This window comes from Methyloversatilis sp., from assembly GCF_965284615.1.
Lineage (GTDB): Bacteria > Pseudomonadota > Gammaproteobacteria > Burkholderiales > Rhodocyclaceae > Methyloversatilis.
The window spans coordinates 1,815,305-1,834,869 of sequence record NZ_OZ260098.1 but is presented as its reverse complement, the minus strand read 5'-3'; the positions used below and the strand labels follow the sequence as shown (position 1 = coordinate 1,834,869).

Annotated in this window: 17 protein-coding genes; 9 read left to right on the top strand and 8 right to left on the bottom strand. The window is 69.1% G+C overall.

The features are described 5' to 3' along the window. The first annotated feature begins 10 nt into the window (after window positions 1–10). From ACQ66H_RS08775 to ACQ66H_RS08765, 3 genes are all read left to right on the top strand, one after another. Window positions 11–1,522 carry an efflux transporter outer membrane subunit gene (locus ACQ66H_RS08775; RefSeq protein WP_430433689.1) on the top strand — a complete coding sequence of 504 codons (1,512 nt, stop codon included), beginning with the start codon at window positions 11–13 and terminating at the stop codon, window positions 1,520–1,522. A gap of 11 nt (window positions 1,523–1,533) precedes the next feature. Next, window positions 1,534–2,271, top strand: coding sequence for an SDR family oxidoreductase (locus ACQ66H_RS08770; protein ID WP_430433688.1), 738 nt, complete (start codon window positions 1,534–1,536; stop codon window positions 2,269–2,271). A 117-nt stretch (window positions 2,272–2,388) separates the two neighbouring features. Further along, on the top strand, window positions 2,389–3,357 hold the full coding sequence (locus ACQ66H_RS08765) for a 2-hydroxyacid dehydrogenase (RefSeq protein ID WP_430433687.1): 969 nt from the start codon (window positions 2,389–2,391) through the stop codon (window positions 3,355–3,357). Here the strand turns inward: ACQ66H_RS08765 and ACQ66H_RS08760 are convergent. After that, window positions 3,347–3,829 (bottom strand): transcriptional regulator, encoded by a 483-nt coding sequence (locus tag ACQ66H_RS08760; RefSeq protein ID WP_430433686.1) that lies wholly within the window; start codon window positions 3,827–3,829, stop codon window positions 3,347–3,349. The two genes, ACQ66H_RS08765 and ACQ66H_RS08760, sit on opposite strands and share 11 nt — an antisense overlap. Window positions 3,830–4,141: 312 nt before the next feature. Here ACQ66H_RS08760 and ACQ66H_RS08755 point away from each other — a divergent pair, with 312 nt between their 5' ends. Next, window positions 4,142–4,981: a zinc-dependent peptidase gene (locus tag ACQ66H_RS08755; RefSeq protein WP_430433685.1), complete on the top strand. Its 840-nt coding sequence runs from the start codon at window positions 4,142–4,144 to the stop codon at window positions 4,979–4,981. Here ACQ66H_RS08755 and ACQ66H_RS08750 read toward each other — a convergent pair. Together ACQ66H_RS08750 and ACQ66H_RS08745 are read right to left on the bottom strand one after the other, a co-directional pair. Further along, window positions 4,954–6,390 (bottom strand): sensor domain-containing diguanylate cyclase, encoded by a 1,437-nt coding sequence (locus tag ACQ66H_RS08750; RefSeq protein WP_430433684.1) that lies wholly within the window; start codon window positions 6,388–6,390, stop codon window positions 4,954–4,956. The two genes, ACQ66H_RS08755 and ACQ66H_RS08750, sit on opposite strands and share 28 nt — an antisense overlap. A 243-nt stretch (window positions 6,391–6,633) precedes the next feature. After that, window positions 6,634–7,317 carry a HisA/HisF-related TIM barrel protein gene (locus ACQ66H_RS08745; RefSeq protein WP_430433683.1) on the bottom strand — a complete coding sequence of 228 codons (684 nt, stop codon included), beginning with the start codon at window positions 7,315–7,317 and terminating at the stop codon, window positions 6,634–6,636. A gap of 12 nt (window positions 7,318–7,329) precedes the next feature. Between ACQ66H_RS08745 and ACQ66H_RS08740 the strand changes: the two genes are divergently transcribed. From ACQ66H_RS08740 to katG, 5 genes are all read left to right on the top strand, one after another. After that, window positions 7,330–8,325, top strand: a complete 996-nt coding sequence (locus ACQ66H_RS08740; protein ID WP_430433682.1) for an ATP-grasp domain-containing protein — start codon at window positions 7,330–7,332, stop codon at window positions 8,323–8,325. Then, window positions 8,309–9,352 (top strand): hydantoinase/oxoprolinase family protein, encoded by a 1,044-nt coding sequence (locus ACQ66H_RS08735; RefSeq protein ID WP_430433681.1) that lies wholly within the window; start codon window positions 8,309–8,311, stop codon window positions 9,350–9,352. The genes ACQ66H_RS08740 and ACQ66H_RS08735 overlap by 17 nt, the downstream gene beginning before the upstream one ends. Then, a complete protein-coding gene (locus ACQ66H_RS08730; protein ID WP_430433680.1) occupies window positions 9,349–9,531 on the top strand; it encodes a hypothetical protein in 183 nt (60 codons plus the stop codon). Before ACQ66H_RS08735 ends, ACQ66H_RS08730 begins: the two co-directional genes overlap by 4 nt. Then, on the top strand, window positions 9,528–10,100 hold the full coding sequence (locus ACQ66H_RS08725) for an aspartate/glutamate/uridylate kinase (protein ID WP_430433679.1): 573 nt from the start codon (window positions 9,528–9,530) through the stop codon (window positions 10,098–10,100). Before ACQ66H_RS08730 ends, ACQ66H_RS08725 begins: the two co-directional genes overlap by 4 nt. A 619-nt stretch (window positions 10,101–10,719) precedes the next feature. After that, window positions 10,720–12,894: a catalase/peroxidase HPI gene (katG, locus tag ACQ66H_RS08720; protein ID WP_430433678.1), complete on the top strand. Its 2,175-nt coding sequence runs from the start codon at window positions 10,720–10,722 to the stop codon at window positions 12,892–12,894. 505 nt (window positions 12,895–13,399) lie between these two features. Here katG and ACQ66H_RS08715 read toward each other — a convergent pair. The 5 genes from ACQ66H_RS08715 to ACQ66H_RS08695 all read right to left on the bottom strand — a co-directional run bounded on the left by ACQ66H_RS08715 (window position 13,400) and on the right by ACQ66H_RS08695 (window position 19,560). Continuing rightward, window positions 13,400–14,302, bottom strand: coding sequence for an HDOD domain-containing protein (locus ACQ66H_RS08715; RefSeq protein ID WP_430433677.1), 903 nt, complete (start codon window positions 14,300–14,302; stop codon window positions 13,400–13,402). A 271-nt stretch (window positions 14,303–14,573) separates the two neighbouring features. Continuing rightward, complete coding sequence (locus tag ACQ66H_RS08710; protein ID WP_304003548.1) at window positions 14,574–14,849, bottom strand: cupin domain-containing protein; 276 nt, start codon at window positions 14,847–14,849, stop codon at window positions 14,574–14,576. A 296-nt stretch (window positions 14,850–15,145) separates the two neighbouring features. Next, on the bottom strand, window positions 15,146–17,479 hold the full coding sequence (gene pbpC, locus ACQ66H_RS08705) for a penicillin-binding protein 1C (protein WP_430433676.1): 2,334 nt from the start codon (window positions 17,477–17,479) through the stop codon (window positions 15,146–15,148). Next, window positions 17,476–17,715, bottom strand: coding sequence for a hypothetical protein (locus ACQ66H_RS08700; RefSeq protein WP_430433675.1), 240 nt, complete (start codon window positions 17,713–17,715; stop codon window positions 17,476–17,478). The genes pbpC and ACQ66H_RS08700 overlap by 4 nt, the downstream gene beginning before the upstream one ends. A 69-nt stretch (window positions 17,716–17,784) precedes the next feature. After that, window positions 17,785–19,560, bottom strand: coding sequence for a pyrroloquinoline quinone-dependent dehydrogenase (locus ACQ66H_RS08695; protein WP_430433674.1), 1,776 nt, complete (start codon window positions 19,558–19,560; stop codon window positions 17,785–17,787). Window positions 19,561–19,565: the final 5 nt, after the last annotated feature.

Here is a 19,565-nt window from a genome sequence, read left to right as displayed (position 1 = left end):
GGAGCAAGACATGAACGCATTCGATTTCCATACCCTGCGCCGCACTGCCGCGCTGAGCGCAAGTCTGCTGGTGCTGGCAGGCTGCTCGGTGATGCAGACCTACGAACGCCCGGCGGTCGATACGCCGCAGGCCTTCAAGGAAGTGCCGTCCGGCAACAAGGACTGGAAGCCGGCCCGGCCGTCGGAAGAACTGGCGCGCGGCGAGTGGTGGACGGTGTTCGGCGACGGTCGCCTGAACACGCTGGTCGCCCAGGCGATGGACGCCAACCAGGACCTGAAGGCCGCCGCCGCACGCCTCGCCCAGTCTCGTGCCTTGGTGCGCGACGCCCGTTCACAGCAATCGCCGCAGGTCGGCGCCGGTTTCGGGCCGACGCGGCAACGGCAGTCACCAGCGGCACAGGGGCTCGACGACAGCGCGGACGGTCGCGCCCTCACGCTGTGGCGCGCGCAGGCCACCGTCGCCTACGAGGTCAACCTGTTCGGCCGCGTGGCCGCCGGCGTCGATGCGGCCAGCGCCACCGCACAGCAGCGCGAGGCGCTGTTCCGCTCGCTGCAGCTCGCGCTACAGGCCGACGTCGCACAGACCTATTTCCTGATCCGCGAGCTGGACGCCGAACAGGCGCTCTACACCGGCACCGTGCAGCTACGCACCGAAACGCTGCGCCTGGTGCAGCGGCGCTTCGACGAGGGCGACGTGAGCGAGCTGGAACTGGCGCGCGCAAAGACCGAACTGGCGTCGGCGCAGTCCGAGTCCTTCGGCGTGTCGCGCCGTCGCGCCAACGCGGAACACGCACTGGCGCTGCTGCTGGGCCGCGCACCGGCGGACTTCGCGCTCGAGCCGCAGCCGCTCGAACGGGTCACGCTCGACATCCCGCCGGGCCTGCCTTCGGCACTGCTCGAACGGCGACCCGACATCGCCGCCGCCGAACGCGCGATGGCCGCGGCCAACGCCCGCGTCGGCATCGCGCAGGCGGCCTGGTTTCCGCGCCTGAACATGACCGGCGCACTCGGCTACGAGTCGTCCGAACTGGGCAATCTGTTCCAGTGGAGCACGCGCAGCTTCGTGCTCGGGCCGCTGGTCGGCACCGCGCTGACGCTGCCGATCTTCGACGGCGGCGCGCGCGAAGCCGGGCTGGAACGCGCCCGCGCCGTCTACGACGAAGAAGTCGCCGCCTACCGTCAGACGGTGCTGTCCGCCTTCCGCGAGGTCGAGGACAACCTGGCCGGCCTGCGCATCCTGGCGGAACAGACGCGCACGCAGGACGAAGCAGTACGCGCCGCCGCGCGCGCCGCGCAGCTGTCGCAGATCCAGTACCGCGAAGGATCGGTCAGCCAGCTCGACGTGATCGATGCCGACCGCAGCGTGCTGCTGCAGCGACGTGTCGCCTCGCAGCTCGAAGGCGAACGCGCGCGCGCCGCGGTCGGTCTTATCCGTGCATTGGGCGGCGGCTGGGACAGCCGCATGCCCGCAGACATTTCCGACGCAGGGCCGGACCAGCCCCTGCACGCCCGCAATCCCTGAGGAGCTAGAGCATGAACACGCAACAGAAAGTCGCCTTCATCACCGGTGGCAACCGTGGCATCGGCCTCGAAACCGCGCGCGGTCTTGGCCGCCTCGGCATTGAAGTGGTGATCGGCGTGCGCGATCCGGAGAAGGGCGAAGAAGCCGTCGCCGCCCTCCGCAACGAAGGCATCACCGCCTCGGCCATCGGCTTCGACGCGACCAAGCCGTTGACCTTCCAGGCGGTGTACGACCACTTCGCCAGCCAGTACGGCCGGCTCGACATCCTGGTGAACAACGCCGGCATCGCGCTCGGCGATTTCTTCGCGCCGAACGCCAGCACGGTGTCGCAGGACGTCCTGCGCCGCACCTTCGACGTGAACTTCTTCGCCGTGATCGAACTGACGCAGATCCTGCTGCCGCTGATCCGCCAGGCACCGGCCGGCCGCATCGTGAACCTGTCATCCATCCTCGGCTCGCTCGGCACGCACTGCGCACCGGATTCTCCGATCGCGCCGGCCAAGGAAGTGGCCTACAACGCGTCGAAGACCGCGCTGAACGCCTACACCGTGCACCTGGCGGCCGAACTGGCCGGCACGCCGATCAAGGTGAACTCCGCCCACCCGGGCTGGGTGAAGACAGACATGGGCGGCCCGAACGCGCCGATGGACATCGCCGACGGCGGCAAGACCAGCGTGCAGCTGGCCACGCTGCCGGCCGACGGCCCGACCGGCGGCTTCTTCCACATGGGCGAAGCGCTGCCCTGGTAAGCCGCCGGCGCGCGGCAACTGTGCTGCCGCGTGCCGCGTAACACTTGTGCGCTGCGGCTCGCCTGACGGCGGGCCGCGCGCTAGATTCGGCGCTCCTGCACATCACCGGAGCCTGTCTTGAGCCGCCCCTCGATTCTCGTCGCCCGCTATGTCCTGCCTGAACTGATAGACCGTCTGTCGCAGCATTTCGACGTTGACGCCAACCAGGAAGACCGCGTGTTCACGCAGCCCGAACTGATCGCGCGGCTGCAGGGCAAGGCCGGCGCCTTCATCACTGCCAACGAGAAAATCGACGCCGCACTGCTCGACGCCTGCCCCGGCCTGCGCGCGGTATGCACGATGGCGGTCGGCTACAACAACATCGACGTCGCCGCCTGCACGGCGCGCGGCATCCTGGTCAGCAACACGCCGGACGTGCTGACCGAATCGACCGCCGACTTCGGCTTCGCGCTGATGATGGCGGCCGCCCGTCGCGTCACCGAAAGCGAACGCTTCCTGCGCGACGGCCGGTGGACGCACTGGACCTACACGCTGATGAATGGCGTCAACGTCTACGGCAAGACGCTGGGCATCTTCGGCATGGGCCGCATCGGCCAGGCGATCGCCCGCCGCGGCGCCTTCGGCTTCGGCATGAAGGTGATCTACCACAACCGCAGCCCGCTCCCGGCCGCCATCGAAACCCCGCTCGGCGCACGCTGGGTGGACAAGGACACGCTGCTGCGCGAAGCCGACCACCTGCTGCTGGTCGTGCCCTATTCGCCGGCCGTGCACCACGCCATCGGCGCCGCCGAACTGGCGCTGATGAAGCCGAGCGCCACGCTGACCAATATCGCGCGCGGCGGCGTGGTTGACGACGCCGCGCTGGTGGAGGCGCTGCGCAGCGGCCGCATCGGTGCCGCCGCGCTCGACGTCTATGAAGGCGAACCGAAGCTGAATCCGGGACTGCTCGATGTGCCCAACGTTGTGCTGACGCCGCACATCGCCAGCGCCACCGGCGCCACCCGCAAGGCCATGGCCGACCTCGCCGCCGACAACCTGATAGCCGCGCTGACCGGCGGCACGCCGCCGACGCCTGTCAGGCTCTGAGCACGACCGCTGCCGGGTCCGAGCCGGCCGGGCACTGCTGTCGCGCGTCAACCTCAGCCAGGAATTCGAGCACCCAGCGGTTGACGCGCGGCAGGCAGCCGGCCAGCGAGTCCTGCAGTGAATCGAGTTCGAAGTAGTCCGGCTCGTGCAGATAGGGGTGGGTCATCGCGCCCACGTCCGCCGCGTCGTGACTCAGATCGACGACACGATGATCGATGTAGTTGTACTGGTGCTGGAAGTGGCCGCGCAGCGAACCGCCGAAAACGCGGTTCATGAACAGCGAGCCGTAGCGGCATGAACCGGACAGGTTGACGGGCACCACCACATTGCGTTCGACCGCCAACTCGCACCACTTGCGGAACACGAAATCCTTGGCGTGCAGGAAATGCGCGCCGGTACAGGCGAGTTGCCCGGGGTGGCAGGCGTTCCAGTCGGCATGCATGGTGAGCCCGGGGCGATGACGGTCGCCCACCGTAGCACGTCGTCGAGCGTGTGCGATGGCGAGCGGTCGGGGTCGGAAGAAGGCGCGTACGCACCGGCCTCCATACCTCCCTGCTGGAGGGGTCTTTTGACCCCCAAACCAGCCTGTATCAAAACCGACGGCCCGCAACAGCCCCGTCGCGGCCAAGGCCGCTCCCACACGGAGTACGCCCGACCCCTGGCCGGTGCCGGAGCGGCTGTGTGGGAGGGGTCTTCCGACCCCGACAGCGCATCGAAGCGGACCGCGCCGACGCAGGATATCTGCCCGGCTTGAAACCACCGCCGCTGCCCCGATCTGCAAACGATGACTCCGCTCACCTCCACCCTCGCACTGGCGGCACTGATCGCGGTACTGCTGTCTGCCGCACTGTGGCTGTTCGCCGATCCGCTGCGTACTGCGCTGCGCCGACGCCGCATCCGGGCGCGTCCCTTCCCTGCCGCGTGGCGCCGTCTGTTGCAGCAGAACATGCCGGCCTGGCGCGCACTGCCGCCTGACCTGCAGCAGCAATTGCGCCGACGCATCCAGGTATTCGTCGCGGAGAAGCGCTTCATCGGCTGCGACGGCATGGTGATCACCGACGAGGTGCGGGTGCTGATCGCCGCCCAGGCCTGTCTGCTGATACTGAACCGACCGACCGACTATTTCGCCGGGCTGCGCGAAATCCTGGTCTATCCCGGCGCCTTCGCGGTGGCCCGCACCGAAACCGACGCCGCCGGCGTGCAGCACGCCTGGCGGCGCGTGCATCTGGGCGAATCGTCGTCGCGCGGCCAGGTGGTGCTGGCCTGGGACGCGGTGCTGGCCGGTGCCGCCGACGCGACCGACGGGCACAACGTCGTCATTCACGAATTCGCGCACCAACTCGACCAGGAGAACGGCGAGGCGAACGGTGCCCCGCCATTGCGCGGTGCGGCGCGCGTGGCGCGCTGGGCGGCGGTGATGGGCGCCGCCTACGCCATGCTGCACCAGCAGGTCGCGGCGCACGAGCCGCCGGCGCTCGACCCCTACGGGGCCTACAGTCCGGCCGAGTTCTTTGCCGTTGCCACAGAGAGCTTCTTCGAGCGCCCGCAGCATCTCGCCGCGGCGCTGCCCGAGGCCTACGCCGAACTGTCGTCCTACTACCGGGTGAATCCGCTGGTGTGGTAGCTCACCGGCTGCACCTGCACGACGACGCGGTTGCGGCCCTGCTGCTTGGCGTCGTACAGAGCATGGTCGGCCGCATCGATCAGCGACGACGGTTGCCCGGCGAGCTTGCCGACAAAGGCGGGCGGCGGTACGAAGGTGGCGACGCCGACGCTGATCGTTACGCAGTCGTGCGCCGACGACTTGCCGTGCGGAATGCCGAGCGACAGCACGGCGCGGCAGGCCGACTGCGCCACCGCCGAGGCGTCCGACTCGCCGGTGTCCGGCAGCAGGATGGCGAACTCCTCGCCGCCGTAGCGCGCCACCAGATCGGAGGCGCGCCGCGTACAGGACGCCAGCGCCTGCGCCACACCGCGCAGGCAGTCGTCGCCGCCGAGGTGACCGTGCGTGTCGTTGTAGGGCTTGAAATGATCGACATCCAGCATCAGCAGCGACAGCGGCCGGCCGCTGCGCAAACTGCGATGCCATTCGCGACCCAGGGTTTCGCCGAACACCCGGCGATTGGCGATACCGGTCAGCGCATCGGTCGCATTCAGGCGTTCGAGTTCCGAAGCCTTCAGCCTCACCCGCTCATGCGCACGGCCGAGATGGGCGTACAGGCGCCCGTTCTCGATCACCAGCGCGACCAGCACCATACTGGCCGCCAGCAGCCCGTGGACGCGCCCGACGTAGAAGCCGAGGTCGTAGCGCCCGGCGTTGAACACGGCCACCAGCGCCACCTCCAGCAGCCAGGCCACCATGGTGACGATGAGCCACAGATCGAGCGCGGCGCGTGGAGTCTTGCGCCACAGCACATACAGCGCAAAGCCATTCAGAATCCATATTGCGGACACGATCCAGAACATTCGGTGGGTATATCCGAATGTCCCTTTCATGATGTCCGGCAATACATTCGTGCCGTGTATCGCCAGCAGCGTGGATAATACGGCCAGCAGCAACGTGCATGACACATGTTGACCCGCGCTGCCGAATATCGAGCGTATTCCGGGACCCTTGCTGCATTCTTTCGGCATCATCAATGAATAGCCGATCACGCACAGCGGAAATCCGACATGCCAGAACTGGAATATCCAGGCGGTGGTCTGGTGATTCGCGCCGAGCAATCCTTCCGCCGAGAACACATCTGGATAGGTGAGCAGATGTGGCGCGATCATCGCCGAGGCGTAGAGAAAGCCGTCCGCCAGCAGGAACATGGCGCTTGAGCGCAGCGTCACGCCATGCCCGTAAAGCAGTACGGCGGTGACCAGATAGACGACGAACAATGCGGAATCGTAGACCGCGACAAATGCCGGAATATGTGGCAAAGGCATTTTCGCGTAGGGCACGCTGATTGCAAAAAGCAGCAGCGAAAATATGACGACGAGACTGACCAGCCGACGTTCGCGCGGACCGGCCGCATGCGTCGAAAGCAATTCCGGGCTGTCGTCTGTCGATACGTATGGCATTTTCTTGCCAGTTCGTTATGTCGGACCCATGCAAGGGATCCGGACCGCCATTCGGCGGGCTTTCATTTCCCTGAGCTGTTCACGCCGCGCCGGATCTGCCCGTGATCAAGCCGTGCTTTATCGAAATGCAATCTACTCCTTGCGATTGATCTGTCGGTAAAAAATCGTGGCGTTTCAAACACCGCCAGTTCCGCACCGCAGCACGCAGCCTCAGCAGCCCGCGAGCCGGCCGTCGTGCAGAGCGCTCGCCACCAGCACGGCCGGTACGCCGGCGGCGTCCAGCGCCGCCAGGTCGGCCGCGTCGCGCACGCCACCGGCGGCAATCACCGCGACGTCCGGGCGCCGGGCGCGCAGGCGGTCTATCAGTGCCAGTTCCGGTCCAGCCTCCGAACCGACACGCGCCAGTTCCATCGCGATCACCCGCGCCGGCCAGCCGGCCGGCGCGTGCGCCCAGTCCGGGCCGAGCGGAACGCCGCCTCGGTAATCCAGCGACAGCAGCGCCGGCACGCCCGCCGCCGACAGTTTCGCCAGCGCGTCGGGCTCGGTCAGGCTTTCGCTGCCCAGCACGGGCGTCGCACCGGTTGCGCGGTGCAGCGCCAGCGCGGCATCGGCATCGGCGAAACCACCGTCCACCCAGAACTCGACCTGCGGATAACGCTCGGCCAGTGCGGCGATCCCCGCCGCGTGGTCGCCGCCCAGCCGGCGGATGGCGTCGAGGTCGGCGATGTAGATATTGCGGGCGGCGGTCGCCGCGAGCAGTGCGTTGACCACGTCGGCCGGCGCGCAGCCCTCGACCAGACGCGAGCGCAGCGGCTGGTAAGCTTGCCGGTCGCCACGGCGCGCGTGCACCACCCGACCTTGCATCAGGTCGATCACGGGTATCAGTTCAGGCACAGAAAACCTTATATGAATCAACGAATTTTCGTGTTCGAGTTTATCACCGGCGGCGGTCTGGCCGGCCAGCCGCTGCCCGGCTCGCTCGCGCGCGAAGGCCGCCTGATGCGCGATGCGCTTCTGCGCGACGCCGCCGACATCGCTGGCGCCGAACTGGTGACGCTGCACGACGCCCGGCTCGAAGCGCCGCTGCCTGACTCGATTGCAGTGGCCAACGAGGCCGGCGCGTTCGACACGGCCTTCGACGCCGCACTGGCCGCTGCCGACGCGGCGCTCATCGTCGCGCCGGAAACCGGCGATCTGCTGGTCACGCTAGCGGCCCGCGTCGAAGCGAGCGGCAGCCGCCTGCTCGGCTGCGACGCCGCGAGTTGCCGTGTCGCCACGTCGAAATCGCGCACCGCGCGCGTGCTGGCCGAGGCCGGCGTCGCCGTGCTGCTGCACTACAGCGACGCCGATGCGCTGCCGGACATTCTCGGCGCGTGGGTGGTGAAGCCGGACGACGGCGCCGGTTGCGACGGCCTGCAATGCCTGGTCAACCGCGCTGCCGCCGCCCGCGCGCTGCGGGCGGCCGGGCCGCATCACATCGCCCAGCCCTGGCTGGACGGCGAGGCGCGCAGCATGAACCTGCTGTGCGCGCGCGGCCGCGCCGCCCTGCTGTCGGTAAACCGGCAAGTGCTCGAACACCGCGGCGAACGCGTGCGCCTCTCAGCGCTCGCCGTCGGCGCCGTTGACGCCACGCCACAGCACGCTGCGCTCGCACAGCGCATCGCCGCCGCCGTGCCCGGCCTGCTCGGGCCGGTCGGCGTCGATTTCATCGAAACGGAAGACGGGCCGGTGGTGGTCGAAATCAATCCGCGCATGAGTACCTCGGCCTGCGCGCTGCGCGCGGCGACCGGCCTCAATCTGGTCGCCGCCACACTGAGCGCGGCACGCGACGGCACGCTGCCGTCAACCGACGCTCCGCGTCCGCACACCCTGACCCTTGAAGCCCATGAAGAAACCGTCTGATGCCGCGCTGATCGGCTGGGACATCGGCGGCGCTCACGTGAAGGCCGCGCGCATCGACGGCGGCCGGGTGAGCGGCGTGGTGCAGGTGGCCTGCCCGCTGTGGCAGGGGCTGGACAAGCTCGACGCCGCCGTGGCCAACGCGCTGGCCGCACTGGGTGCCGCGCCGCGTCACGCGATCACGATGACCGGCGAAATGACCGACCTGTTTGACACCCGCGCCGACGGCGTGGCCGGCATTGCGCAACGCATGCGCACGGCACTGGCCGGCGACATCTCGCTGTACGCCGGTCGCGCCGGCTGGGCGCAGGTCAACGACGCGCGCGTGCGCGCCGACGACATCGCCTCGGCCAACTGGCTCGCCACCGCGGCGTGGATCGCCACCCGTCTGCCGCAGGCGCTGCTGGCCGACGTCGGCAGCACCACCAGCGACCTCATCGTCATCGATGGCGGCGTCGCCACGACCAGCCGCTCCGACGCCGACCGGCTGATCAGCGGCGAGCTGGTCTATGCCGGCGTCGTCCGCACGCCGCTGATGGCGCTGGCGCCGGCGGTCGACTTCAGAGGCCGGCGCCACCGGCTGATGGCCGAGTACTTCGCCACCACGGCGGACGTGTGGCGCCTGCTCGGGGCGCTACCGGAGCACGCCGACCAGTACACGGCGGCCGACGGCGGCGCCAAGACGGCCGAAGCCAGCGCCCGCCGGCTGGCGCGCATGATAGGTCGCGACCTCGCCGAAGGCTCGATGGACGACTGGCGCGCACTCGCGAGCGCGTTTGCCGACGCCCAGCTCGACGCCCTGGTCAACGCCTGCCGCACTCTGCCCGGCATCACCGCGCTCGCGCCCGACGCACCGGTGGTCTGTGCCGGCGCCGGCCGCTTCGTCGCCGCCGGTCTCGCCCGCACGCTCGGCCGCCCGGCCGTCACGCTGGGTGAGCTGATCGCCGGCCTCGCGCCCGACTGCGCGGACGAAGCCACCACCTGCGCACCCGCGGCCGCCGTGGCCTTGCTGGCCGAGGGTGGGCGATGAAACCGTCCGCCGTCATCCATCTGGTCGGTGTCGTCGCCTTCGGCCTGCTTTACACGCCGTTCAAGACGCTGACCGGCGGCGGTGCGCAGATGCTCGCGTCGGCCATCGTCTATCTGCTGGCGCTGCGCCTGCTTGGCCAGGTGCTGGACCGCCGCATCGACCGCCACGACAAGCCGTGACCCGCGCACCGGTGGTGATCAAGCTCGGCGGCAGCCTGCTGTCCGATCCGCACGACGGACGACTGCAGCGCTGGTGCGAACGGCTTGCCGGCGAAGCGGCAGGCAGCGGAGTCATCGTGCCGGGCGGCGGGGCGTATGCCGACGCCGTACGCGACGCCCAGACGCACTGGCGCTTTTCCGATGACGCGGCGCACCGCATGGCGCTGCGCGCAATGGACCAGTGCGGGCTCATGCTGTGCGACCTGTTTCCGTCGCTGGTCGCCTGCGACGACATCGACGCGCTGGCCGACCACTGCGCCGCCGGCCGCACGCCAGTGTGGCTGCCCTCCCGCCAGCTCGATTTCAGTACCGACATCCCGCGTGACTGGACGGTCACCTCGGACAGCATCGCCGTCTGGCTGGCTGCCCGCATCGGCAGCCCGGCCGTGCTGCTGGTGAAGTCCTGTGCCCTGCCGGAAGGCGATCTCCCGGCACTGGCCGCACAGGGCATCGTCAACCCGCATCTGCCGCAGATCGCGGCCTGGGCGAACATCGACGTTCGCCTCGCCCACGCCGACTCGCCGTTCTAGTTCGACGCGACGGTCAGGGTCAAAAGACCGTCTCCCACAAACCTTGGCTCCGGCCGCGGGTCTGGCGCCCGGCCCCGTGGGAGCGGCCTTGGCCGCGACTCGGCTGCTGCGGTCCTCAGGCTTCGATGCAGGCTGCTGTCGGGGTCAAGACCCCTCCCACAGAACCCCGCCCGAGCTCCGGCCGCGGATCGGGCGCCGCCCTTGTGGGAGCGGCCCTGGCCGCGACGCGGCCGGCGCTGGCCGCTGGCGTTGATTGACGCGACCACGGGAACATTTCGATCGCGCGCCTGCCGCATGGATCGCCGATGCGAAATCGAACGTCCTGTCAGCCCTTGACGCCCATGTCGCACTGCACCTTGGAGGGTCTTTTAGACTTTGTCTAAATATAAAGAAAATAACGATCACGGCACCGCAGGTGGCGAAGCAGAATCCGTTTCGCACGATCGACGCAGCATGATGATCAAGCACCCAGAAAAACAGAGCATGCAGGGCTGAAGGCGGGGCGTTGCTCCCCCGCACCTCCGTTGCACCACGAACTGCCCGCGAAAGTTGTTCCGGGCGCTTACCTGACTCCGGCGGAGAACATCGCGCTGGCGTCCCGAAAAACAAGGAGAGCGATGTGAACACGAGAGACCAGAACACGATCGGCAAATGCCCGGTCATGCACGGCGGTGCGACCAACGGCCGCATCAACGTGATGGAGTGGTGGCCCGAGGGGCTGAACCTGGACATCCTTCACCAGCACGACCGCAAGACCAATCCGATGGGCGAAGGCTTCAACTATCGGGAAGAGGTGAAGAAACTCGACTTCGCCGCACTCAGGCAGGATGTGACCGCGCTGATGACCGACAGTCAGGACTGGTGGCCGGCCGACTGGGGTCATTACGGCGGCCTGATGATCCGCATGGCCTGGCACGCAGCCGGTACCTACCGCGTCGCCGACGGCCGCGGCGGCGGCGGCACCGGCAACCAGCGTTTCGCACCGCTGAACTCCTGGCCCGACAACGGCAACCTCGACAAGGCCCGCCGCCTGCTGTGGCCGATCAAGAAGAAGTACGGCAACAAGCTGTCCTGGGCCGATCTCATCCTGTACGCCGGCACCGTGGCCTACGAATCGATGGGCCTGAAAACCTACGGCTTCGCCTTCGGCCGCGAAGACATCTGGCACCCGGAAAAAGACATCTACTGGGGTTCGGAAAAGGAATGGCTGGCCAAGTCTGACAACCCGCACAGCCGCTACTCGGGCGAACGCGACCTCGCCAATCCGCTGGCCGCGGTGATGATGGGTCTGATCTACGTGAACCCGGAAGGCGTGGACGGCCAGCCGGATCCGCTGAAGACCGCCCACGATGTACGCGTCACCTTCGCCCGCATGGCGATGGACGACGAGGAAACCGTGGCGCTCACCGCCGGTGGCCACACGGTGGGCAAGGCGCACGGCAACGGTGACGCGGCGCTGCTCGGCCCCGCACCCGAAGGCGCGCCGATCGAGGAACAGGGCTTCGGCTGGATGAACCACAGCACGCGCGGCGTCGGCAATCAGGCGGTCACCAGCGGCCTCGAAGGCGCCTGGACCACGAACCCGACCCGATGGGACGACGGCTACTTCAAGCTGCTGCTTGGTTACGACTGGGAATTGAGGAAGAGCCCGGCCGGCGCGTGGCAATGGGAACCGGTCAACATCCGCGAGGAAGACAAGCCGGTTGACGCCGAAAACCCGTCCATCCGCCGCAACCCCATCATGACCGACGCCGACATGGCGATGAAGATGGACCCGGCCTACCGGAAGATTTCCGAACGCTTCCACGCCGACCCCGCCTACTTCAGCGACGTGTTCGCGCGCGCCTGGTTCAAGCTCACCCACCGCGACATGGGCCCGAAGGCGCGCTACATCGGCCCGCAGGTGCCGTCCGAAGACCTGATCTGGCAGGATCCGGTACCCGCCGGTCGCACCGACTACGATGTCGCCGCGGTCAAGGCGAAGATCGCCGCCGCCGGCCTGAGCATCGGCGACATGGTCGCCACAGCCTGGGACAGCGCCCGCACCTTCCGCGGCTCCGACTTCCGCGGCGGCGCCAACGGTGCCCGCATCCGCCTCGCGCCGCAGAAGGACTGGGAAGCCAACGAACCGGCCCGCCTGGCGGAAGTGCTGCCGGTGTACGAACGCATCGCCGCAGAGACCGGCGCCAGCGTGGCCGACGTCATCGTGCTGGCCGGCAATGTCGGTGTCGAGCAGGCGATCAAGGCGGCCGGCTTCAATGTCTCCGTGCCGTTCGCCCCCGGCCGTGGCGACGCCAGCCAGGCGCAGACCGACGTCGAATCCTTCGAAGTGCTTGAGCCGGCCGCCGACGGCTACCGCAACTGGCAACCGCGCGACTATGTGGTGAAGCCGGAAGAACTGCTGCTCGACCGCACCCAGCTCCTCGGCCTCACTGCCCCCGAGATGACCGCGCTTATCGGCGGTCTGCGCGTGCTGGGCGCCAATCACGGCGGCAGCCCGCACGGTGTATTCACCGACCGCGTCGGCGCGCTGACGAACGACTTCTTCGTCAATCTGACCGACATGGCCTACCGCTGGAAGCCGGTCGGCAGCAATCTGTACGAAATCGTCAACCGCAAGACCGGTCAGGTGAAATGGACGGCCACCCGCGTCGATCTGGTGTTCGGTTCGAACTCCATCCTGCGCGCCTACGCCGAGGTCTACGCACAGGACGACAACAGGGAAAAGTTCGTCCGCGACTTCGTCGCGGCCTGGACCAAGGTGATGAACGCCGACCGCTACGACCTCGCCTGAAGTCGTCCGGCCGGCATGAAAAAGGCCCGCCTCCGCATCCGCGGGGCGGGCTTATTCTTAATCTGCAGCGAAGCCTGCGGACAGCGACAGCCGCATCGCGGCCAAGGCCGCTCCCACAATGGGTGCCCGATTCGCGGGCTGAGCCAGTGCCAAGTTTCTGTGGGAGGGGTCTTCTGACCCCGACAGCGGCCTGCATCGAAGCCTGCAGACAGCGACGGCCGGGTCGCGGCCAAGGCCGCTCCCACAAGAAGCGCTCCCTGATCGCTGCCGGGGCCGGGTTTCTATGGGAGGGGTCTTCTGACCCCGACAGCGGCCTGCATCGAAGCCTGCGGACAGCGACGGCCGCATCGCGGCCAAGGCCGCTCCCACAAGGATCTTGCCCGACCTGCGGCCGGAGCCGGGTTTCTGTGGGAGGGGTCTTCTGACCCCGACAGCGGCCAGCATCGAAGCCTGCGGACAGCGACGGCCGTGTCGCGGCCAAGGCCGCTCCCACAAGAAACCCGCCCTATCCCTGCATCGCCCCGCGTCGCAACACACCGAAAACCTGTTCGATCTCCGGCAACAGCCCGGCGAATCGCTCGCGTGTCGGCGCTGGGCGCTGGCTCACGTGACACACGGGATCGTCGTACAGCTCGGTCGCGCCGCCGGCCAGCACGCTGGCGGAGAACACCAGATCCGACAGAGAGCGGGGCATGCCGGTGCGTGCGCGCGGCTGTTCGTGGTCGCGCATCGCGTCGATCAGCACCTCGGGCACGCCCAGCGACTGCAGCAACGATTCGCCCACGCTTTCGTGCCATTCGAGGATGAGCACATTGATGTCCTGCGCGTCGAACGCCGCCGACGGACGCCGGGCCAGGCGGTCGAGCAGGTAGAAGGCGCCGATGTCGTGCAGCAGCCCGGCCGTCATCGCCTCGTCCGGATCGAGCGACGTGAGCCGGCGCGCCAGCACATAGGCACCGGCGGCGGTGCGCAGCGTATGCAGCCACAGCCGGCGCGACATCTCATCGACGTGCGAAAGCTGCCGCGCACAGCCGATCTGACCACAGGATACGGCGCGCGCCACGCGCTGCGCGCGCTCGACGCCCAGCCGGGCCAGCGCATCGCGCACGCCGGTGACCGGCTCGGCGCGCCGCCCACGGTTCGCGCGCCGCAACAGCCGTGCGCACAGCAGCGGATCGACCCGCGCTGCACCGGCCAGATGCGGTGTCGTCACCTCGGGCGTGCGCAGCGTCTGGCGCACACACAGCAGCGCATCGAAACAGACCGGAAAGATCACCCCCGGCCGCAGATCGCGCGCGAGTTCCGCCAGCAGGTCGAAGGAGCGGGCGCTGTCGTCAGCCGGCGACAGCGCCTGCGCGAAGTCGTGCGTGGCGACGGAGGGCATCGTGGCGCTGAACGATGGATTCAATCCGTTCTCCCTGGCGGACGACGGCGCAGACCAAAGCTGCAGACTGACCGGAACAGCAACCGGTCTCGTTCCATCCTCTACACGCGGGCGACGCAAGCGGATGCACCCGGAAAGTCGCCATCCGCGTTCAGGACTTCGCGCATCATCCGCCTGAACAATCCATGGCACCTGACAACTATGTGGCACTTCGCCACCACACGGGAGCCAATCACCTTCAAAACAAAAAGGGCCTTGAAACATCAAGGCCCTTTCGTCGCGCAAGCGAGTGCGCTCAGCTGTGCTTGTAGTGCTTGCGCAGCGGCTTCACGACTTCCCACATCGACTTCATGCCCTTCGGGAACACGACGAAGTCGCCGGCCTTGATCACCACCTTGTCGCCACCCTGCGGCGTCACGTGGATCTCGCCTTCGAGCAGGTAGGCGCTTTCGGTCATCGAGAAGTCGAGCGGGAACTTCGACACTTCCTTTTCCCAGATCGACCAGCTGGACACGCCCAGCGCCTTCAGCTTCTCTTCGGTCGGGTTGTGATCGACGACGATTTGAGTCATGGCTATTCCTTGATTGGATGGGAGGTTGAAACGAAAGACGGGACCGCCGAGCGTGGAGTCGGTGGCGCGAAGAACGATGGGCGGTCAGCGCAGCGTGACCGCGTCCGAGCACTGCATGCTCGCGGCGTCCAGCGCGCGGGTCAAGGCGACACGGCGCGGCATCGCCGAATCGGACCACATCGTCACCGTACGCGCAGACCTTGCCCGTTGGAATGTCAGGAACGGAACACTGCCGGACACCCGCACGAGCAGGAGCCACGCCGCCCGCCGTCGGCGGAAGCGCTCCTTCGTTCCGGCTAGATGCCCGGCGGCGCGTTAACCGTGAAGCGGACGCTGTGATGCCGCCCCGCTTCGTCCAGCACGGTCAGCCGGTGCGCACCCGCTTCGTTCAGCAGCAGCTTGCCACCCGCGTCCGGCATCACCCTCTTCCCGTCCAGCAGCCAGTACACCGGCCCCTGCGCGCCGCGCACGGCAAGTTGCAGCGATACGTGGCGCTGGTGCGGGGCCGGGCGCAGGCGGCCGGCTTCGTTCAGGCCGACGATGCGCAACGTGGCGGCGGGCGTGCCGCCGGTCGGGGCGCAGCCGGGCTGCCAGTCGGGGATGCGCTGGTCGGCGGGCAGCCAGCCGGCCAGCCAGGGTTGCAGCAGCGTGGGCCAGCGAGCGGTGTCACGCGGCTGGCCGTGGCCGCAGCCGGGCACCGTGCGTAGTCCGCTGGCCGGGTCTATCCAGAGGGTCTGGCGCAGGCTGCTGCCGTCGATGCGGTCCGGACGGGTGGGCGGCACGGCACCAGCCAGTGACCAGGCGGCGCGGCGGCGGTGGCACAGCGGCGCGGGGGTGTCGGCAGCGGCCGTGCCCAAGGGCCAGCAGATGTCAACCGGCTGCACAGAGGCCGGCCGCTCACGGGACGGGAGGACATCGCGCGGCAGTGCGGCGGCGATGTCCTTCAGCAGCGGCGCGGCGACATTGGCGCCGAAAAAGCCGGGGTTGGGCGTGCCGTCCGGCCGGCCCAGCCACACGCCCAGCGCGTAGCGGCCGGACACGCCGACCGCCCAGGCGTCGCGGAAACCGAAGCTGGTGCCGGTCTTCCACGCCAGCGGCGCGGCGCCACCGCCCTCGACGAAGGGTCGGTCCGGGTGGCCGCCTCCTTCAAGGATGTCGCGCACGATCCAGGCCGCGCCTTCGCTCATCAGCCGCATTTCCTCGACCGGTGCGTCCGGCGTCAGCCGCGGCTTGCCGGCCAGACCGCCGGCGGCGAGCGCACGGTAACCACCGACCAGTTCTTCCAGCGTGACGCCGGCGCCGCCGAGGATGAGGCTGAGGTTGGGCTGTTCGCCCGTGGCGATGCGTGGCTTGATGCCACCCTCGGTGAGCCGGGCGGCGAAACGCACCGGGCCGATCTGGTCCAGCAGGTTGACCGCCGGCACGTTGAGCGATCGCTGCAGCGCCTCGGACACGCTGACCGGCCCGGAAAAATCCGCCTGGAAGTTGCCGGGCTGGTAGCCGCCGAAGGCCTGCGGCGCGTCAATCAGCAGGCTCTCGGAGTGGATCAGGCCGTCGTCCAGCGCCATCGCGTACAGGAAGGGCTTGAGCGCCGAGCCGGGCGAGCGCACGCCGCGCACCATGTCGACATGGGCGCCACGCGCGTTGTCGCTGAAGTCGGCCGAGCCGGCGTAGGCGCGCACCTCCAGCGTGGCGGTGTCGAGCACCAGGGCGGCGATGGACACGCGCGGCGGCAGCACGCTGGCGCGGTCGGCCAGCAGGCGCTCGATCGTGGTCTGCAGTTCGCGGTCCAGCGTGCTGGCGACCCGGGTCAGGCCGGCGGCGCCGGCCTTGCGCGTGCGGCTGCGCAGGCGCTCGGCGGCCAAGGGTGCAAGCCAGGCACCCTGCAGCTTCTGCGCGATCACCGGTTCGACACGCGCATCGGCCACCACCGCCGGCGACCAGATGCCGAAGTGTTCCAGCCGCGCCAGCACACGGTCGCGCGCGGTCTGTGCGGCCTGCGGCGCACGGTCCGGCCGCAGCCGACTGGGCGCGCGCGGCAGCGTCGCGAGCAGCGCCGCTTCGGCGTGACTGAGATCGCGCGACGGCTTGCCGAGGTAGGCGCGGCTGGCCATTTCGACGCCCTCGACGATGCCGCCCATCGGCGCATGGTTCAGGTAGAGCGTCAGGATGTCGTCCTTCGACAGCCGCCATTCCAGCTGCAGAGCGCGCACGATCTGGCGCAGCTTGCCGCGCGGTGTGCGCGGCACCGGCTCGAGGATGCGCGCGACCTGCATGGTGAGCGTCGAGCCGCCGGACACGATGCGGCCGGTCGTGGCCCATTGCCACGCGGCGCGCGCGAGCGAGGCCGGATTGACGCCCGGGTGCCAGCGGAACCAGCGGTCTTCGTAACCCAGCAGCGCGTCGATATAGCGCGGCGACACTTCGGCCGGCGTGACCGGATAGCGCCAGGCGCCGTCGCTGCCGGGCCAGGCGCGCAGCGGGCTGCCGTCGCGGGCCAGCACGATGAAGCCATCGTTACCGGACGGCAGCGGCGGCGGGAAGATGCGATCAAGCAGCCACAGTGCGGCCAGCAAAAGCAGGATGCCGGCGACGATTCGCCGCCGCCGCGCCGCGCTGGCCGACTTCATTCAGCGCGCGGAGGTGGAGCGGTATCGGGCGCGGGCGCCGGGTGTTCCGCCATCCAGCGCGCGAGCAGCGCCTGACCACGCTCGAATTCGGCGTCCTCGATCAGCAGCGTGACCGCCCCGCCCTGCCGCGCGTCAGCGCTGGCTGCGGCGAGCTTGACGTGCAGCCCTTCGAGGGCGAGCACGTCGCGCAGCATGCGGGCGTCGAGGCCGTTGGCGATGGTGGCGAGGGCTTTCATTGCGGGCGGTGGGGTGCCGGCGCACCGGCGGTCGAGGCCCGCAATCTAACCGATATCGGCGCGGGTCGCTCAGCGGGGGCCGGTCCCGCTTGCGACAGCCGGCTGGGGCAGCGCGAACACGTGGAGCGCATCGCCCTGCGGAAAGCCGAACAGCGCGTTGCCGCCGGCCGCGACCGCGACGTACTGGCGACCGTCGATGGCGTAGCTGACGGGCGGCGCATTGACGCCGGCGTCAACCTGCCACGACCAGAGCCGCATGCCGCTGCCGCTGTCGAAGGCGGCGAAGCTGCGCTCGCCGATGCCGGTGAACACCAGCCCGCCGGCCGTCGACAGCACGCCGCCGACCATGGGCTGATCCAGCTTCACCTGCCAGCGCAGCCGTCCCTCGTGCGCGAGGTCCACGGCCGCCAGCACGCCGCCACGCGGACCTTCCGGCTCGCTGACCACGTAATGGAAACGGCTGCCGTCCGGGCGCTCGGCCTCGCGCACCGTGTAGCGGGTCGGCAGATGGATGCCGGGCACGAACAGCAGCGCCTGCTGCGGGTCGAGCGCCGACGGCGACCAGCTGGCGCCGCCGGCGATGCCCGGCGCGATCACCACACCCTCGGCGCTCGGTGCGGCGAACAGGTTCTGCTGCGGCACGAAGGCTTCGGAACGGAACAGCAGTTGACCGTCGCGCCGGTCGTGTACGTAGACCCAGCCCAGCTTGCTCGGCTGCGCCAGCGCCGGGATGCGCTCGCCGCCCCGCTGCAGCTCGAACAGCACCGGCGGGCTGGCGACGTCATAGCCCCAACGGTCGTGCGGCACCTGCTGGTGGTGCCAGACGCGGCGACCGGTGCGCAGGTCGAGTGCGACCAGCGAAGCGGTGTAGAGGTTGTCGCCAGGGCGCGAGCCATCGGCCATCTGCGGCGACGGGTTGCCGGTGCCGAAGAAGATCAGCCCGCGTTCGGCGTCGATGGCGGGCGTCGCCCACAGCGAGCCGCCGCCGTGACGCCAGGCCCCGCCCTCGCGGGCGAGCGCTGCGCGCTCGGCCGGCAGATCGCGGCCGAGATCCAGACCGTCTGCGGTGCGGGCGGCGAAGTCGCCCTCCCAGCCGGGGCCGGTCACTTCGAACTGCCACACGCGCCGGCCGCTGGCGGCGTCGAAGGCGGCCAGTACCCCCGGCCGGCCGTACTGGCCCGGCAGCCCGACCACTGCGTTCTCCGGGTGCAGGCCGTAGCCGACGCCGGTGATGCCGACGATGACCAGATCGCCGGCCACCTGCGGCGCCATTGCGATGCCGACGCCGGTCGAGCCCTGGGTTTCGCGTCGGCTCAGCGGGTCGCTGTCCGGCAGTTGCGCCGCCTGTTCGGTCGCAGGTGCTGCGTCGGCCACCGCTACGTTCCACAGCGGCGCGCCGGTGCGCGCATCGAGCGCGATCAGGCGGGCGTTGACGGTTCCGACGAAGACGCGGCCGTCGCGCACTGCCACACCGCGGTTGGCCGGCCCGCAGCACAGCCGGCCCGCTGGGCGCGGATTTTCGTAGCGCCACCGCTCGCGACCGCTGCGCGCGTCGAGCGCGGCAACGTGACTGAAGGGCAGCGACACATACAGCGTGTCGCCGACCACGATGGGCGTGGCCTGGAAGGTGGCCTTGACGCCGCTGCGCCAAGTCCAGGCCGGTTCGAGCGTCGCCACGTTGTCGCGGTTGATCTGCTCCAGCCGCGCGTGCCGCTGCCCGCCGGCGTCATTGCCGTGCAGCGGCCAGCCGGTGTTGCCGCCCTCGCCATACGCAGCGCTCGTCACCAGCGTCAGCGTGGCCAGCAGGTGGCCGGCGTGCCGGCGCATTCCGTACGTCCTGATCATTCACC

Excerpts from the sequence above, each read along its gene's own strand:
- ACQ66H_RS08730 (WP_430433680.1), top strand. The coding sequence starts at position 9,349 with ATGAAACCGTCCGCCGTCATCCATCTGGTCGGTGTCGTCGCCTTCGGC.
- ACQ66H_RS08740 (WP_430433682.1), top strand. The coding sequence starts at position 7,330 with ATGAATCAACGAATTTTCGTGTTCGAGTTTATCACCGGCGGCGGTCTG.
- ACQ66H_RS08695 (WP_430433674.1), bottom strand. The coding sequence starts at position 19,560 with ATGATCAGGACGTACGGAATGCGCCGGCACGCCGGCCACCTGCTGGCC.
- ACQ66H_RS08770 (WP_430433688.1), top strand. The coding sequence starts at position 1,534 with ATGAACACGCAACAGAAAGTCGCCTTCATCACCGGTGGCAACCGTGGC.
- pbpC (WP_430433676.1), bottom strand. The coding sequence starts at position 17,479 with ATGAAGTCGGCCAGCGCGGCGCGGCGGCGGCGAATCGTCGCCGGCATC.
- ACQ66H_RS08710 (WP_304003548.1), bottom strand. The coding sequence starts at position 14,849 with ATGACTCAAATCGTCGTCGATCACAACCCGACCGAAGAGAAGCTGAAG.
- ACQ66H_RS08775 (WP_430433689.1), top strand. The coding sequence starts at position 11 with ATGAACGCATTCGATTTCCATACCCTGCGCCGCACTGCCGCGCTGAGC.
- ACQ66H_RS08755 (WP_430433685.1), top strand. The coding sequence starts at position 4,142 with ATGACTCCGCTCACCTCCACCCTCGCACTGGCGGCACTGATCGCGGTA.
- ACQ66H_RS08735 (WP_430433681.1), top strand. The coding sequence starts at position 8,309 with ATGAAGAAACCGTCTGATGCCGCGCTGATCGGCTGGGACATCGGCGGC.
- ACQ66H_RS08700 (WP_430433675.1), bottom strand. The coding sequence starts at position 17,715 with ATGAAAGCCCTCGCCACCATCGCCAACGGCCTCGACGCCCGCATGCTG.